The 15,785-nt window shown below is 69.5% G+C and carries 14 protein-coding genes; 4 read left to right on the top strand and 10 right to left on the bottom strand.

Annotation, left to right across the window (positions count from 1 at the left end; genetic code table 11):
• Positions 1-165: 165 nt before the first annotated feature.
• Positions 166-354 (bottom strand): ferredoxin, encoded by a 189-nt coding sequence (locus tag APZ21_RS20985; RefSeq protein ID WP_054814993.1) that lies wholly within the window; start codon positions 352-354, stop codon positions 166-168.
• 315 nt (positions 355-669) lie between these two features.
• Here APZ21_RS20985 and APZ21_RS20980 point away from each other — a divergent pair, with 315 nt between their 5' ends.
• The 3 genes from APZ21_RS20980 to APZ21_RS20970 all read left to right on the top strand — a co-directional run bounded on the left by APZ21_RS20980 (position 670) and on the right by APZ21_RS20970 (position 4,127).
• On the top strand, positions 670-1,485 hold the full coding sequence (locus APZ21_RS20980; protein ID WP_054814992.1) for a FadR/GntR family transcriptional regulator: 816 nt from the start codon (positions 670-672) through the stop codon (positions 1,483-1,485).
• A 691-nt stretch (positions 1,486-2,176) separates the two neighbouring features.
• The gene (locus tag APZ21_RS20975) at positions 2,177-2,992 is read left to right on the top strand and encodes a helix-turn-helix transcriptional regulator (protein WP_156371240.1); all 816 of its coding nucleotides are present in this window, start codon (positions 2,177-2,179) and stop codon (positions 2,990-2,992) included.
• A 229-nt stretch (positions 2,993-3,221) separates the two neighbouring features.
• Complete coding sequence (locus tag APZ21_RS20970; RefSeq protein ID WP_054815143.1) at positions 3,222-4,127, top strand: hypothetical protein; 906 nt, start codon at positions 3,222-3,224, stop codon at positions 4,125-4,127.
• A gap of 10 nt (positions 4,128-4,137) precedes the next feature.
• On the opposite strand, the gene mtnC is transcribed toward APZ21_RS20970, so the two are convergent.
• The 9 genes from mtnC to APZ21_RS20925 all read right to left on the bottom strand — a co-directional run bounded on the left by mtnC (position 4,138) and on the right by APZ21_RS20925 (position 11,858).
• On the bottom strand, positions 4,138-4,821 hold the full coding sequence (mtnC, locus tag APZ21_RS20965) for an acireductone synthase (RefSeq protein WP_054814990.1): 684 nt from the start codon (positions 4,819-4,821) through the stop codon (positions 4,138-4,140).
• Positions 4,818-5,393 carry a 1,2-dihydroxy-3-keto-5-methylthiopentene dioxygenase gene (locus tag APZ21_RS20960; protein WP_054814989.1) on the bottom strand — a complete coding sequence of 192 codons (576 nt, stop codon included), beginning with the start codon at positions 5,391-5,393 and terminating at the stop codon, positions 4,818-4,820. The genes mtnC and APZ21_RS20960 overlap by 4 nt, the downstream gene beginning before the upstream one ends.
• 47 nt (positions 5,394-5,440) lie before the next feature.
• Complete coding sequence (locus APZ21_RS20955; RefSeq protein ID WP_082393327.1) at positions 5,441-7,087, bottom strand: bifunctional S-methyl-5-thioribose-1-phosphate isomerase/methylthioribulose 1-phosphate dehydratase; 1,647 nt, start codon at positions 7,085-7,087, stop codon at positions 5,441-5,443.
• Between the two features lie 89 nt (positions 7,088-7,176).
• A complete protein-coding gene (locus tag APZ21_RS20950) occupies positions 7,177-7,518 on the bottom strand; it encodes a DUF1330 domain-containing protein (protein WP_054814987.1) in 342 nt (113 codons plus the stop codon).
• Positions 7,519-7,878: 360 nt separating this feature from the next.
• A complete protein-coding gene (locus APZ21_RS20945; protein WP_156371239.1) occupies positions 7,879-8,052 on the bottom strand; it encodes a hypothetical protein in 174 nt (57 codons plus the stop codon).
• Positions 8,053-8,168: 116 nt separating this feature from the next.
• Positions 8,169-9,911, bottom strand: coding sequence for an NTP transferase domain-containing protein (locus tag APZ21_RS20940; RefSeq protein WP_082393326.1), 1,743 nt, complete (start codon positions 9,909-9,911; stop codon positions 8,169-8,171).
• 82 nt (positions 9,912-9,993) lie between these two features.
• The gene (locus tag APZ21_RS20935) at positions 9,994-10,743 is read right to left on the bottom strand and encodes a VOC family protein (protein WP_054814985.1); all 750 of its coding nucleotides are present in this window, start codon (positions 10,741-10,743) and stop codon (positions 9,994-9,996) included.
• 30 nt (positions 10,744-10,773) lie between these two features.
• Entirely contained in the window at positions 10,774-11,079 is a 306-nt protein-coding gene (locus APZ21_RS20930; protein WP_054814984.1) for an MGMT family protein, read from the bottom strand.
• Positions 11,079-11,858, bottom strand: a complete 780-nt coding sequence (locus tag APZ21_RS20925) for an alpha/beta fold hydrolase (RefSeq protein WP_054814983.1) — start codon at positions 11,856-11,858, stop codon at positions 11,079-11,081. The genes APZ21_RS20930 and APZ21_RS20925 overlap by 1 nt, the downstream gene beginning before the upstream one ends.
• A gap of 134 nt (positions 11,859-11,992) precedes the next feature.
• Here APZ21_RS20925 and APZ21_RS20920 point away from each other — a divergent pair, with 134 nt between their 5' ends.
• Positions 11,993-15,640, top strand: coding sequence for a PD-(D/E)XK nuclease family protein (locus APZ21_RS20920; RefSeq protein WP_371852323.1), 3,648 nt, complete (start codon positions 11,993-11,995; stop codon positions 15,638-15,640).
• The last annotated feature ends 145 nt before the right edge of the window (positions 15,641-15,785 follow it).

Genomic DNA, 15,785 nt, shown 5'->3' with positions numbered 1-15,785 from the left:
TAACCAACGAAGAAAGCGCCCACACCGGTCATCGCGGAAATGTGATCAGTGCGTGCGCGCGGCCTCGGCCGCGAGCCGCGCCGGTTCACGACGGGTATCTTTCTGCTTCGTGGCTGACGCGGCGGTGCTGTGGTGGGTGTGGCGAAGAGCGGTGTCGGCGCGTGATCAGCCGACGGAGATGGCACGCTCGGGACACGCTGCGATGCCCGCGGCGATGTTCTGGTCGAGCGGATCGGCGACCTCGCGGTCGATCGGTAGGGCGTAACCGTTGTCGTCGATGTCGAATACGTCGGGCGTGGTGGCGTGGCAGCGGGCGTGGCCGGAGCACTTCTTCGCGTCGATGGAGAGTTTCATGTCAGTCCTGCCATCAGGGCCGTGGCGTGGGAGCGCGCAGCCCCCATCCGTGCAGCCCCAGCGACCTGGGGCTCGAGGTCGGCCGTCTCGTGAAGATTCAACGAGACTCGATATCGCTACCGTAGCAACGTTCCGCTGCTCTGTCGAGACCTAGGTCACACTGTCGAACAAGTTAGACAGGTGTTGCGCCAGAGGGCGATTGGACCGTCGTTCGATCGAAGCGGTGCGACTCTGGGGAGAATGCTTCGGCGCGGCGCTCTCTCACGCCGAGGGCGACTCGGGTGCGCTTCGCGTGAAGCGCTTAGAGTTGGACCGGTGAGTGCAGAGGATCGCACGCTGTGGCACACCGGGGTCGCCGACGGCGGTACGCGCGCCCCGAAGGCGTCCGAGCAGATCGCCAACCGGTTGCGCGGCCGAATCGTGCGCGGCGAGATTCGCCCGGGGGAGATGCTGCCGTCGGAGAAAGCCCTCATGGTCGAATTCCAGGTCTCCCGGCCCACATTGCGCGAGGCATTCCGGGTCCTGGAGAGCGATGGGCTGATCAGCGTGCTTCCTGGTTCGCGTGGCGGTCCCCGCGCCGAGTTCCCGGATCTGAGCGTCGCCGCCCGGCACATCGGCCTGTATCTGCAAATGCGGGGGACCACACTGGCGGACCTGCTGGAAGCCCGTATCGAATTCGAACCGATCTGCGCCCGGCTGCTCGCGCGACGGTGCACTGACGAAGGGCTGACCGCGCTGCGCGCCGCGGTCGATCGGCAACGGCAAGCGATCGGGGATGGGCTCGACACGGAACGTGACTTCAGGATGTGGGTGGGCGCTGTCGGCGAATTCCACGATCTCATCGCCGATCATTGCGGCAACAACACTCTCGCCGTGCAGGCCCGCGCTCTGCGCGGCGTCTTCGAAGCGCATCGTGAACTCGGTATTCGTCAACGACGCGACCACTTCGATCGGTCCTCCGTCTCGGAGTTCGCCGCCAACGTGACGGCGGCATGTCAGCAGCTGGCCGACCTGGTGCAGGCGCGCGCCGGGAAACGCGCGGAAGAACACTGGCGCGGGCATCTCGTGTATGTCACCGAGAACATTCTCCGCACCAGGGACGGATCGGCGACCGTGAGCCTGTTCGACTGATGCCCCCGCTCACTTTCAGCGGTTGACCCCCTTTGTTCGATCCAGCTGGAGAGTGGGGGGTGGTTCGTCATCGGGTGGCGGCGGATGCGGATAGCGCCGCCGGCCGCGCTCTGGTCGGCCGCCCTTGTCGAAATGGGCAAGAGTTCACGGATTCGCGGTGGATGGGTGTTCGAAACGTGTGCCGACACACCGGCGGTGACTTCCGTGGCGCTTTCGATCGACTTTGCCGCGGTCGGATCGCGCGGTGCGATTCCGGGGCTCGCGACTTGTTCGCCAATTGTTCGCTATGTCGTTGGTGAGTTTGCGGTCCGGTGCTGACTTGTCTCGCCGCGTCCCGTCATCGCCGTTTCGGCTGTTATCCGTACCGCTCGGTGTCGCCGCGGTGGGGACTTCCGTCCGACTTCACCCACACTTCTACGGCTTGCTCCAACCGAATATCGCTGCCGCATCGGCCGATTGGCGGCAGATTGCATTGCTGTAATGTAGCCGACATGCGGCGGAAGCAACCTATATAAAGAAATAATATCGTTTAATATCGTAGCTGTGGACGCTGGCTCATATCGCTGACGATGGGAGTCGTGCACCGCATAGTCTCATCGGCGTCGGTGGCGTCGGGGTTCGACCAGCTCGCCGTTCGTGCCGGGCGGCGCGTTTCGTTGATACATCTACAGTTTCATGGGAGCGGATTGCTGTGCCACGCAAAACGACAGATGCCGGGACGGGGCATCTATTGCGGCCGCCCACGTTCGGGGGGTTGTTGCGCCGACTCAGGGATGATCGGCGTATATCGCGGGAGAAACTGGCGTTTGCCGCCGGGGTGAGCGCCAGTTACATCACCCATCTCGAGGGCGGCGATCGTGATCACCCCACCAAGGCGGTGGTGGACGCGCTGATTCGATATCTGGACCGGGTCGAGCCACTGGCCGACGCCGAACGCAGACATCTGTTCGACCTGGCCGGTATCACCGCGGACACCTATCCGAGCGTCGAGGAACTGCGGGCCGATATCGGCGAGGACATGCGCCGCGCCTTGGGGATGCACGAGCCGAATCCCGCCTGCTACCTGGACACCCGCTGGAATCTGCTGTCCTGGAACGGCGCTTATGCGGCGGCCTTTCCCGGGCTGGTGACCGAGGGGAACGTGCTGCGCTGGTTCTTCGGCGACACCGACTCCAAGCGGATCATGGTGGAGTGGGAGCGTGAGGCGCTGCGCACCGTCGAATGGCTGCGCGGACTCATCGGTCAGTCCGGCGATACCGGCTGGTCCGCGGACTTGCTGCGCGAGCTCGGAGAATTCCCGGAATTCTGCGACATGTGGGCCGCGGGCGGTACCGCTTACGGTCGCGACAGCCCGCTCATGCAACTGTGCGATCCTGATACCGGTGCGCGCTTCGAACTCGACGTGCAGATGTTCCGGGTGGATTCGGGCAGCCATCCCGGACGGGTTCAATTCTTCCTCGGCATACGAACAGGCGAACGTGGGGCGGTCGGGGATGTGCGCGCGTGAATTCGCTTGCCCACGATATGCTGTCGCATTCGGCGCTTCGAGAAGCGAAGGGTTGCCCTGGCCGGTGCACGTACCTGACAGGGCCCGCGCCATCACCGACATTGCCTGGACAACCTCCGTAGTAACGTATTTGATCCATTTATCACAGATTCGATGTCGAACCGAGACAACTGTGATTCGGTGAACTGGACCAGGTGGATTGCGGAAACATTGCGGGGAGTGAATGCGCATGATCGACCAGCTCGAATCGGTACCTCACATCACGCTGGCCGCGGCGGCCGACTGCGGGCACGGAACCTTCGCGGTCTGCGGTGACGAGGGGCGTGCGATCTGGTACGGACCGTTCCTGGACAACGACAGCGATCATCCGCGCGGCGACCGCTTCGCCGGTGCGATGGCCGCCGCCGCCAGGGCCGTCTGGCTGGCCGGGCGCGCGCGAGCCGATTCGGGACATCGCGAGGCCACACTGCATCTCACCGTCACCGAACCCGAACTGGACGCGGTGACCTTGGCGTGCACTGCTTCGCTGTCGGGTCTCGCGCTCGACCTCGAAGTGTCCGAGGACAACCCCGCCGTGGACTGGTGCCAGGTCTTCGGCAGGCTCGATTGGAATCCGGGAGCGCTGGTCTGTCTGGTCGACGCCGAACCTTCGGAGGGCGAGCAGCGTCGCCACCTCCGACCCGCGGCGACGCACGACAATTCGAAGGAAAGGTTTCCGATGACGCGCACTATATCTACGGACTCCGGTGTGGAACTCCGCGCCGCGCTCGAAGCCCTGCTGCTGCACGACGCGGTCGGCCTGGACGCGCGGATGCGGCACGCCATCGCGGCCGTTGTGCATCTGGCCGTCGACACCCCACACGGTCCGCCCGAGGACGCCGAGGAATTCCTCGGACGTCTCGACGCGGCCTGGCTGCTCGCGGCATGGGGCGGACACGATATCGAGATGTCGCTCATCGCGACGCTCGCCGCCGGAGACGTCCCGGCGCTGTCCTGGTGCGAGCTGATGTTCACGACGGCCCTGGCGCCGTGGTCGACCAGCCCGGTCGCGGTGCACGCGCGCCGCATCTTCGCCGGCGTCCAATACGGTCGGCTCGGCGCGGCGCGCACGCCGGTCGGGGCGAGCCGGGCGTAGTCCGCGCGGGTCAGAGCGGGTCGACCAGCGCGAACGACTCCACCCACCGGTGCGGTGGGCGCGGCGCATTCGGTTCGCCGGGCCGGTGCACGCCGAGGACCGACCAGCCCGCGGCGACGGCGGCGTCGAGTTCATCCGAATGGTCGGACAGGAACAGGATCTCCGATGCGGGCACACCGATGTCCGCGGCGATCGCCGTGTAAGAGGCGGATTCGCGTTTCGGACCGGATGTCGCCAAGTCGAAGTGACCGCTGATCAGCGCGGACAGGTCGCCGCCGCGGGCGAATTCGAACCAGTCCCGTTGATTGCGCACCGAACCCGACGAGTACACGTACAGTCGCAGCCCGGCCGCGTGCCACGCGGTCAACGCGGGCGCGACATCGGGGAAGAATTCCCCGTGCAGTGCGCCGGACCGGAATCCCTCGGCGCAGATCAGGCCCTGCGCGGTCTTCAGCGGTTCGGCCTTGACATCCGAATCGAGCCATTCGCGCAGGATCGCGGCCACCTCGGCGATATCGGCATCGGGGCGCCGCGCCAATTCCCTGGTGCCGGTGAGCACGGGTTCGGCGGCGGCGTCGCGGTTGTCGGCCAGCCACCGCGGCAGGCGTTCGCGGGTGTAGTCGTACAGATTCTCCCGAACCGAACTGGTCGGACTGGTTGTTCCCTCGATATCAATGACGACGGCGTGGATCACGGCGCGGTCAGCAAATCGTCCAGCGACGGGAAACCCCCGCTGATCGCGTCACCGGTGAAATCGCCGACCCAGCCGTCCTCCTCCTCGAAGAAGCGGATGGCGATGAAATCGGGCCGCTCGCCCATATCGAACCAGTGCGGCGTGCCCGCGGGCACCGACAGCAGGTCACCGCCCTCGCACACCACGGCCAGCACCTCGGCGCCGAGACGCAGATAGAAGCAGCCGCGCCCCGCCGCGAAGTAGCGCACCTCGTCCTCGGCGTGGCGATGTTCGTCGAGAAACTTCTCCCGGGCGCCCTTCGCGCGGGCGGGCCACTGCGGATCGGCGTCGTCGGGGTGGATGCGCGCGATATCGATGTGCTTGTAGCGTCCCGATTCGTTCAGCAGCGCGACCTGGTCGGCGTACCGCGCCAGCAGTTCCTCCGACGGCAGCGCCGCGGCTTCTGCCACGACCGGCCAGCGATCGAATGCGATACCGTGCCTCGCCAATTCCGCGGTGATCACCGCGTCGTCGGTGGTACGCACCCTGACCTCGGCGGCGTCGTCGGCGGCCATCACTTGCAGCAGTGTCATTTCCTACCCCTCGTCATCGTTCACTCGGCGTCATCGTTCACCCGGCGTCACAGCCGTCCGATCTCGACGAGCTCGGCTTCGGCGGCGAACGCACCGCGGCGTCCGGTGCGCGTCACCAGCTCGCACAACGCCTCGAGGCATTCGGCGCGGTCACGCGCCTGGGCGAGAGTGTCGCCCCACGTCGTGACGCCATGCCCCGCGATGCCGAAAACCGGTGGCGCGTACGGATATTCTGTCAGGTACCGCTCTACGTCCGCGCCGATGCGCGCGACCTCGCGCCAATTGGGGAAGATCGGGATGTCGATCACGCTCGGATCGGCCACGCCCAGGCCCTTGATCAGTTCGTAGTCGCCGATCCGCACGGTGGTGACGCGGTCGGGTTCGCCCGCGAGCGTGCACAGCGTGGTCGCGTAAGGCGGGTGCACGTGCACGACGGCGGCGGCGTCGGTGCGGCGGTAGACGGCGGTGTGGATGGTGGTCTCGGCCGAAGGGCGGCGCGCCTGCGCGCTGACCGGTGCGGAATCGGCGACGCGCACGGTAACCATATCGGCCGCGCCGAGTTCGCCCTTGGACAGGCCGCTTCCGGTGATGAGCGCCGAATCGCCCTGCCGCACTGAGATATTGCCCGCGGTCCCCGGCATCCAGCCGTTGCGGTAGAGCTCGCGCGCCACCTCGGCGATGGCCGCGCCCGCGCCGCCTTCCCGATAGACCACGCCCGCCTCGGTGACGATCGCGGTCACCAGCGCGGCCGGTGTCACGTCGAAGGCCGGATTGAAGACCTCGGTGCCCGCGGGCGCGGTCGCGACCCCGGCGAAACCGGACACCTCCGCCGCGCCGCGCCGCTCGACCACGATCTGCGCACCGGTCGCCATCGCCGTGTCGCGGGTCGACTCCGGGGCGACCACGATGAACGGTATGCCGTGGTGGCGCGCGGCCAGTGCCAGCATGTAGGTGCCGATCTTGTTGGCGACATCGCCGTTGGCGGTGATGCGGTCCGCCCCGACCAGCACGCAGTCGACCTGTCCGGTGGCCATCGCCCACGCCGCCGCGGAGTCGATGGTCAGCCGGTGCGGGATACCGGCCTCGGCCAGTTCCCACGCGGTCAGCCGCGCGCCCTGCAACAGCGGACGGGTCTCGTCGACCAACACCTCCGCGAGCGCGCCCCGTTCGAACAGCACCCGCAGCGCGCCGATGGCGGTGCCGAAGGCACTGGTGGCGAGGCGGCCGGTATTGCAGTGGGTGAGGGCGCGCACCGGGCGGTCGCCGAGCAGTTCCCGCACCAGGTCGGCGGCGTTGGTCGCGGCGGCCCGGTTCACCCTGCCGTCCTCGGCGAGCATGTCGAGGGTTTCGGCGAGTGCGGCGTCCGCGCCGCGGGCGGCCGCGGCGGTGGCGCGGCGCACCGCCCATGCCAGATTGACGGCGGTGGGCCGGACCGCGATGATGCGCGCGGCCTCGGCTTCGACCGCCGCGAGGTCGAGCACCCCGTCGGCGGCGGTGTGCGCGCGGGCGGCGATGACCACGCCGAACGCGCCCGCGATGCCGATGGCGGGTGCGCCCCGAATTGCCAGGGTGGCGATGGCCTCGATGATCTCGTCGACCGTCCCGAGCCGCAGTCGCCGTGCCTCGTGCGGCAGGCCGCGCTGGTCGATGGTGAGCAGGACGCCGTCGTCCCAGATCAGGGAACTATCGTCCATCGGGCGCATCCTTTGCCGCGAGATCACATGCATCGTGCCTGGTGAACGGTATCCGACCGGCGGCGCCGCCGAAAAGTCGGCCGGGTGAGCTAGGGCGTCTGCGCGCGCAGCGACTCGGCGCGCTCGCGCGGGTGGTAGTCCGGGCCGACGCCCTCGACCAGCACGACATCGCCGTCGATGTGATCGGTGCGCAGGGCGAGGATCGCCTGATACGCGGGCGAGTGGTACCAGGTCCGGGCGCGCTCCAGGTCGGGGAACTCGATCAGGACCATACTGCCCGGCCACCGGCCCTCCACCACCTCCGTCGGCGGACCGTGCACGAGGAAGCGGCCGTCGAAGGGGTTCAGGGTGTCCTGGACGCGCTCGAGGTATTCGAGGATGTCGCGATGCGGACGGCGGGTGTGCAGATGGGCGAATCCGTAGGCGGGCATGGGAATTCTCCGTTCCTCGCTTCCGCCGGAGTCGGCGGTGTCACCGAACCTAGCCCCGTCCCGTCGGTGCGCCAATTACCTGGCGGGTCATGGGGTTCCGGGCCACCCGGTGGTGGCGGCGGTGCGGTGCCGGCGGAGTCCGCGCGGCGGCGGGAAACCCGGGCGACCGGGGCGATTCGGTGTTCGGTATTCGGTCTACCGGTGCGCTTCGAGAAATTGCGCGGCGAAATTCTACACACCGCGCGGTAATTGCTCCGCAGTGCGTGGATATTCACGGATTCACCGATTATTCGGTGGAAAAGCGGGGAGAACATGCCGCGACCGCCGGCACCGACACCGGCGGTCGCGGAGCACGCTCGATCAGTTGCGGCCCGAGCGGCGCTCCGAGTCGCGCTCCGTGGACGAACGGCCGTCCATCTGCTGGTTCTCGGATGAGCCCGCACGGCCAGTGCCCTGCTCCTGGCGCTGCTGTTGCTGCTGCCTCGGCATCTGCTTGGGCATTTTCTTAGGCGTCTTCTTCGACTTTTCAGCCATCTTCACTCGGTCCTTTCCGAAGTGAGAAGTGATGTGTATTCGCCTAACACCAACACAATAGCGATCCGCTCTTGCGATCGGAAGCGGAATTGCCTATTTCGAAATCGGGGCGATATTCAGGCCGGTAGCGGCAGGAATTCCACGATGACGCCGTCCTCGGCGTCGGCGGGAACCACGACGAGACCGTCGCGATCGACCAGACCGCCGAGATGGGCGGTGTGGACGTGCCGGTCGCCGATCCAGCCGCCCTCCGGGGCCATCCGGGCGGGCACGATCCGGGCGACCGGACCCGCGACGGCAGCGGCATTGTGCAGCGGACCGGTCAGCGGCCTGCGCGCGGACGCACCGGTTCGGCCCGCGACCAGGGCGTCGGCCAGCGCCATCAGGATCGCCAGCGCCGCGAACGGATTGCCGGGCAGCCCGAGGACGGTGGTACCGCGGGTCAGCTCGGCGACCAGGGTCGACCCGCCGGGCCGCAACCGCAGCCGTGGCACCGGGACCCTCGCGCCGGAGCGCGCGACCGCGCCGCGGAGTTGGTCGGCGGCCCCGCCGCCGGTCGCGCCGACCACCACGAGCAGATCCACATCGTCGGTGGCGGAGAGGATCTCATCGAAGCCGTGCGCTGTATCGCGCAGGTGAACCCGATCCTCGGTGCGAATCCCGTAGTGGGACAGCATGTTGGGCAGTATCGGTCCGATCGAGTCGCGGATCTGCCCGGTGCGCAGTGGACCCTCGCCGCGAATCTCGTCCCCTGTCATGACGATTCGCGCCCGCACCGGACCACGCACCAGAGCGTCGGTGACCTCGACGCTGGCCGCCGCGGAGATGAGCGCGGAGGTCACCGGCAGGCCCGCGGGCGCCACGGGATCACCCGGCACTCGTTCCTCGCCCTGTCTGCGGATGTCGTCGCGGTGCGGGGTATCGGGAAGACGGTGCAGGACGCCGTCGACGTCGATCTCGGCGAATTCGTCGCGCAGCACACCGCTCGCGCCGACGGGTACGTGCGCGCCGGTGGCGATGCGCACGGCCTCACCGGTCAGCAGACCGGACGCGCGCCGCCCGCCCGCGTAGCCGATATCGGCGCGCAATCGCCACGGACCCTCGCCCGCGACCGCGTAGCCGTCCATCGCGGAGACATCGAAGCGTGGCAACGGGCCTGCCGCCGTCAACGGCTCCGCCAGGGTGGCCCCGCGCGCCGACCGCAACTCGGCGCGGTACGGGGTGAGCCGGGTCAGTTCGTCGCGCAGGACCTGTCTTGCCTGTTCCAGGGTCAGGGGGGACGGCGGTTCACCCGTGGCCGTCCGTGCCGCGCGCACTTGGTCTTCGGTGTCCACATCGGTGACACCCGCGACCTCGACCAGTACGGTATCGGCGGGCACCAGCGCCTTCATCGGCTGATCGACCGGCGACGCGAGCTTCTCCAGGGCGCCGACGAGCGCGTCGCGCCGCCACAGGCCGACCAGATACTGCGGTCTGCCCGCGTCGTCGGCGGCGAAGACGGCGTCGGCGCCGGATTCGGCCTGCCGGTCGCGCAGTCGCGTGATCGCCGCGGCTGTGAGGAAGGGCATATCGGCGGCCAGAATCACCACCAGCGGGGCGGGATCGGCGTCGAGGGCCCGCAGTCCGGCCTCGATCGCGGCCACCGGACCCGAACCCGGCGGCCGCTCGCGGGTCTGTCGGATCGCGGTGTCGAGGTCGGGGCGGTGCGGGCCGACCACCACCGTGCGCGCGCAGCCCGCGACCGCCGCCAGCGCCGTCGCGAGCAGGGATCGCCCGCCGATGACGAGGCCGGGTTTGTCGATGCCGCCCATGCGGCGCGCCAGTCCGCCCGCCAGGACGATGGCGTCGACGGCCGTCACGGGATCAGGGCGTTGGTCGGGTACCGCATGAGCGACATGCTAATTCGTCGGTTCCGGCGGCAAGAGGTCCCCGCGGTTCGCGTCAGATGACCAGATAGTCGGGGGCCGCGCGGAGCAGACAGAATTCGTTGGCCTCGGGATCGGCCAGCGGGAGTCCGGAAGCCGCGCCGAGACTGCCCTCGGCGAGCGGTGTCGCGCCCGCCGCCCGCAGGCGTGCCACCTCGTGCAACGGATCGTCGGCGGGGAAGGCGGTCAGGTCCAGACGCAGGCGGTTGCGGCGGCATTTGGTCTCGTGGGTGCGCACGAACTCCAGCCAGCAGCCCAATCCGGTGGCCGAACGCAATCCCGCGGCATCGGTCGAGTCGTGGCTCAGCGGCCAGCCCGAGGCCGTCGCCCAGAACGAGGCCAGACGCAGCGGATCGTGCGTGTCGATCACGATGGCCGCGATGGCGCCGGTGTCGACGTACTGTTCGCGCGGTTCCAGCACGCAGAACTCGTTGCCCTCCGGGTCGGCGAGCACCGCCCATGGCACCGAACCCTGACCGATATCGACCCGGCGCGCGCCAAGTGACAGCGCCCGGTCCACCTGGACCCGCTGATGGTCGAGCGACCGGCTGGCCAGGTCGAGGTGGATGCGGTTCTTGCCGTGCTTGGCCTGATCGGCGGGCAGGAAGGTGAGGGCGATCTCGAGGCCGTCGGGGTCGTGTGCCGCGACATCGACCTCGTCGGGTCGATCCAGGGTCACCGTCCAGCCGAGCAGCTCCGCCCAGAATCCCGCTACCGACCTGGGCCGGTCTGCGTCGAAGACGACACACGCCAAGCGGGTGGACATACCCAACGGTAACCCGGCACACCGCCCGCGCTACGGAAGTTCGCGAAACCGAAATCGTGCGGCCCGCAGATTCACCCGACCGTCCCGCACGGGCACCCCCTCCTCGGCCAGCAGCCGCAGTTGGCGATGCGCGATATGGGCGGCGGGTTGGCCCGCTGCGCCGATCACCCGGTGCCACGGCAGGTCCGCGGAATCGGTGCGCATGATCCAGCCCACGGTCCGCGGCGTCGACAGTCCGGCGGCCTCCGCGATGTCGCCGTAGGTGGCCACCGAGCCGGGCGGAATACGCGCGACGAGCGCGCGGACGAGTTCTATCTCGGCATCGGAGGTCGGCATCAGCCCAGCGCCTCGCGCACCAACGCCGCGACCTGCGCGGGCCGGGCCTGGACGACCATGTGATCGCAGTCCATCTCGCGCACGGTCAGCCGCGGACCGAGATGTGCGGTGAGGGCGGCGCGGAATCGCGGTGTGACGAACGGCGGGTCGACCTTCATGGCCTGCACGAGCACGGTCGGCAGATCAGCGGGCGGCAATACGAAATCGCGCGCGAGCTGACCCCAGTACGAGGTGATCGCGGGCATGCTCATCCGCCAGCCCACCCGTCCCGCGACGGTGGGGACCAGATGTTCGGCGAGTTCGGCCTCGAGTTCGTCGGCGGGCACCTCGTCCCAGGAACTGGCGAGTTTGTCGGCGCGGGCCGCGTCGACATCGGCGTAGTCGGGGTGGGCGAGCGTGCTGCGGGCGATGTCCTCGAGCCGGACCGGGTCGTAGGCGATGGCCGGGTCAAGCAGCACCAGGCCGCGAACCAGATCGGGATGACGGTGCGCCAGATGGATCGCGCTCGCACCGCCGAAGGAATGACCGACGACCAGTGCCGGACCGTCGGCCTCGGCGGCGAGCAGGGACACCAGATCCGCGACGACCTGTTCGAAATCCCACGGCGGCAACGGTGTCGAACGACCGTGTCCGCGCAGGTCGGGAGCGAGGACGCGCAGATCGGGAAGATGCCGCTCGGCCAGGGTCGCCCAACGTCTTCCGTGTCCGGTCAGCCCGTGCAGGGCGAGGACCAGCGGTCCGGTGGCGGGTCCGAAACGGTGCACATGAAGGCTCGACACGCTGTCATTCTGCTAGGTGGTCGGCGGCGGGCAACCGGGGGCGGTGTCCGCTGCGTCACGTGGCGGCGGGGCAGCCCGGCCTGGTGTCGGTCGCGTCTGCTGCAATAGCCCGCGTGGTGCGATCGGATAGCGCCGTGCGACTGGTTCGCCGGACTGCGGCGCTCCCCGGAGCGAGGCTCTGGGGCGCCGAACTGCGCCCGCTGTTCGAGGCGCACCGGCAGGTGGGTCCGGTGCGGCCCGGATTCCGGCCGTGGCAGGTCCTCGGCGGGCCCGGCACCGGGAAGACCTCGCTGCTGGTCGATCTCGCCGCCGCGCGCATCGCCGAGGGCGCCGATCCGGAATCGGTACTGGTCCTGACCCATTCAAAGCGTGCCGCCGCCGCGGTGCGCGACGCCATCACACTGCGACTGACCTCCGACGACGGAAACGAGGGCGGTGTACCGGGCGCGACCAGGGAACCGCTGGTCCGCACCGTGCACTCCTACGCCTTCGCGGTACTGCGCAGACACGCTCTCGCGCACGGCAATCCGCCGCCCCGATTGCTGACCGGCGCCGAACAGGACGCGGTGCTGCGGGAAATGCTGCGCGGCGACCTCACCGATATCGCCGCGGGCGCGACGAATCTGTGGCCCGAACGGCTCCAGCCCGCACTCGCCCTCGGCGGCTTCGCCGAACAGTTGCGCGATCTCATGCTGCGCGCCACCGAACGCGGCATCGGCCCCGAGGAACTCGTGCGCCTCGGTCGCGCGCACGACCGCCCGGAATGGGTCGCCGCCGGACATTTCGCCGTGCGATACGAGCAGGCCATGCTCCTGCGCTGGTCGGTGGGCGTCGAAGCGCCCGAGGCCACCGCGCCCGCCCTCGACGCCGCCGAACTCGTCGGCGCGGCACTGGACGCGCTCGCCTGCGACGCGGACCTGCTGGCCGCCGAGCGCGCCCGAATCCGATACCTGCTGGTCGACGACGCCCAACATCTCGACCCGCAGGCCGCGCTGCTGGTGCGGGTCATCGGCGGCGCCTCGCATATCGCCGTGGTCGCGGGCGATCCCGACCAGGCCGTATTCACCTTCCGCGGTGCGGACGCGGGCTTCCTCACCGACCCGGACATTCCCGAGCAGCGGCGCATCGTCCTGCACGAGAGTCACCGGGCGAGTCCGCCCGTGCGCGCCGCCATCGCCCGAATCGCCGCCCGCCTCCCCGGCGCACCCCCGCACCGGTTCCCCGTACCCGAACGTCCCGATGATCGCGGCGCGGCGGTGCGCGTGCGGGTCCTCGCCACCCCGGCCAAAGAGGCCGCGCTCATCGCCGACCACTTGCGGCGCGCACACCTCACGGCGGGCGTGCCGTGGTCACGCATGGCGGTCATCGTCCGGTCGGTACCGCTCTCACTGGCGCCGCTGCGCCGCGCTCTGCTCGCCGCCGGGGTCCCCGTCCAACAGCCCGCCCTCGCCATCCCGCTGGCCCGACGGCGCGGTGCGGCGTGGATGCTGCTTGCACTGCGCGCTCTGCTCGCGGGCGAACGCGGCCCCGACCCCGGACTGTTCTCCGCCGAAGACGCGCTCGATCTTCTCGGCGGCCCGCTCGGTGGCGCGGACCAGATCGCCCTCCGCCGCCTGCGGCGCGGAATCCGGCGCAGTGTGCTGGAATTCGAACGCGCGCGGAGCCGGGTGCGGCGTGGGTCGGGCGAGATCGGCGTGCTCGGTGACGCGCCCGCGTCCGAGGAGGACGAACTCGCGGGTCCGCCCGAGGACGACGGTGCGGCCGCCGGTGATCCCGAGTGGGTCGCGCACGATCCGACGGAATCGCTTCGGCACGACAGCGAGATCGACTGGGGGCTCGAGTTCGAGGAACCGGCCGACGCCGCTGATTCGCGTCCGAGCGGGGATGCGGACCGGCCCGAATGGCTGGCTCGGCTGGCCCGACGTGATCTGTCGCCGCGCAAGCGGGCCGATATCGACGGGAGCGAATCGCCCGTCGATAGCGAACCCGCGCAACAGGTTCCGCTCGGTGACCGGTCCTCGGCGGAGGTGCTGCGCGATCTGCTCGTCGGGACCGGCGCGGATGTCCTGATGGACGGGCTCACCGAGGTCGAGTCCGCGCCGCTGCGGCGGGTACTGACCGCGCTCGAGCGCGCGCGCACGGCGAGGCGGCGCGGGGCGGGGCTCGAGGAGGTGCTGTGGGCGCTGTGGACCGCCTCGCGACTGGAACGGCGCTGGGTGGGGCAGTCCGAACGCGGTGGGGCGGTGGGGATGCAGGCCGATCGGGATCTCGACGCCGCCGTCGGACTGTTCGACGCCGCCGCGGCCTACGTCGACCGATTGCCGCGCGCCAGTGTCGAAGGATTCGTCGAATACCTCGTCCAGCAGGAGATTCCGCAGGACACCGCACCGCTGACCGCGCCGGGTGAGGCCGTCGCACTGGTGAGCGCGCACGCCGCGGCGGGCCGGGAATGGGATGTGGTGGCCGTGGCCGCCGTCCAAGAGGGCATCTGGCCGAATACGCGCCCGCGCGGCACCCTGCTGCATACCGAGGATCTCGTGGATCTCGCCGCGGGTATCGAACCCCTCGGCGAGCACGTGAGCCGATCCGCGCCGATCCTGGCCGAGGAACGCAGGCTGCTGCTGGTGGCCTGTAGTCGCGCGCGGTACTCGCTGCTGGTCACGGCGGTCGAATCCGTCACGGGGGAACGCGATCTCGTCCCGTCGCGCTTCCTCGGCGAACTGCTCGGTCACGACGACGGCGGCGGTGAACCCGGCGCGCTGCCCGTAGTCGATCCCGGCCGCGCGCTGGTGATGCACGCACTCGTCGCCGACCTGCGCGGCGTGGTCTGCGACAGCGATGCCGACCCGGGGCGTCGGGCCCGCGCGGCGCACCAACTCGCGCGCCTCGCGGCGGCGGGCGTGCCGGGCACCCACCCCGACGACTGGTACGGCACCGGCGAACTCAGCTCCGCCCGGCCGCTGTGGGAGGACACCGCGTCGCCGGTGGCGCTGTCGCCGTCGACGGTGGAACTGCTGCGCACCTGCCCGCTGCGGTGGGCGTTGGAACGCAATGGCGGCACCGACGGTGACAATCCGCACGCGGTCACCGGCAATCTGGTGCACACCCTGGTCCAGGCGCTGGCGGGTCGGGTACCCGAGGCCCAGGTGCGGGCCGCCCTGGAACGCACCTGGCGCGCCGTCGATCCCGGCACCGGCTGGCACTCGCGCCAGGAACTGCGCCGCACCGAGGCCATGCTGGAGACCTTCATGGCCTGGGTCCGCAATACCCGCGGAGAACTCACCCAGGCCGGTGTCGAGGTGCCCGTCGACTGTGAACTGCCCGCCCGTGACGAGGACGAGCCCCCGGTGCGCATCAAGGGCCGCGTCGACCGTCTCGAACGCGATGCCTTCGGCCGTTTCGTCATCGTCGATGTCAAGACCGGCAAGACCCCCGTCACCAAACAGGCCGCCGCCGACCACGCCCAACTCGCCACCTACCAGGTCGCCGCCGCCTTCGGAGCCCTCGGCGGCGCATCCGACGAAACCGCGGCCGATCCGGGCGAACCCGGCGGCGCGCGACTGGTCTACGTCGCCAAACCCAGCCGCGACGGCGCCACCGAACGCGTACAGCAACCCCTCGACGCCGAGGCACTCGATACCTGGCGCGACACCATCCACGACGCCGCCGCGGCCACCCGAGGCCCAAGCTACCTCGCCATGCGCAACGACGGCTGCCGCCACTGCGCGGTCCGCGGAAGCTGTCCGGTACAGGACACGGGTCGCCAGGTCACCGACGAATGACCCCGCCGCCGCACACCCCGTTTCCCGCACACGTCCCGGCCGCTCCCGTCCGTACATCTGCGAGAGTGTGGTGATGAATCGAGTGATCCCCGGCCCGTCGACCCCGCCGCCGTCGACCCCCGGGCATCACCTTCCCCCCGTCGTA

The sequence above is a fragment of the Nocardia arizonensis genome (assembly GCF_001310275.1).
GTDB classification, from domain to species: domain Bacteria; phylum Actinomycetota; class Actinomycetes; order Mycobacteriales; family Mycobacteriaceae; genus Nocardia; species Nocardia arizonensis.
Note: the sequence above shows the minus strand (reverse complement) of the source record. Positions and strands in the feature narration are given on the sequence as shown.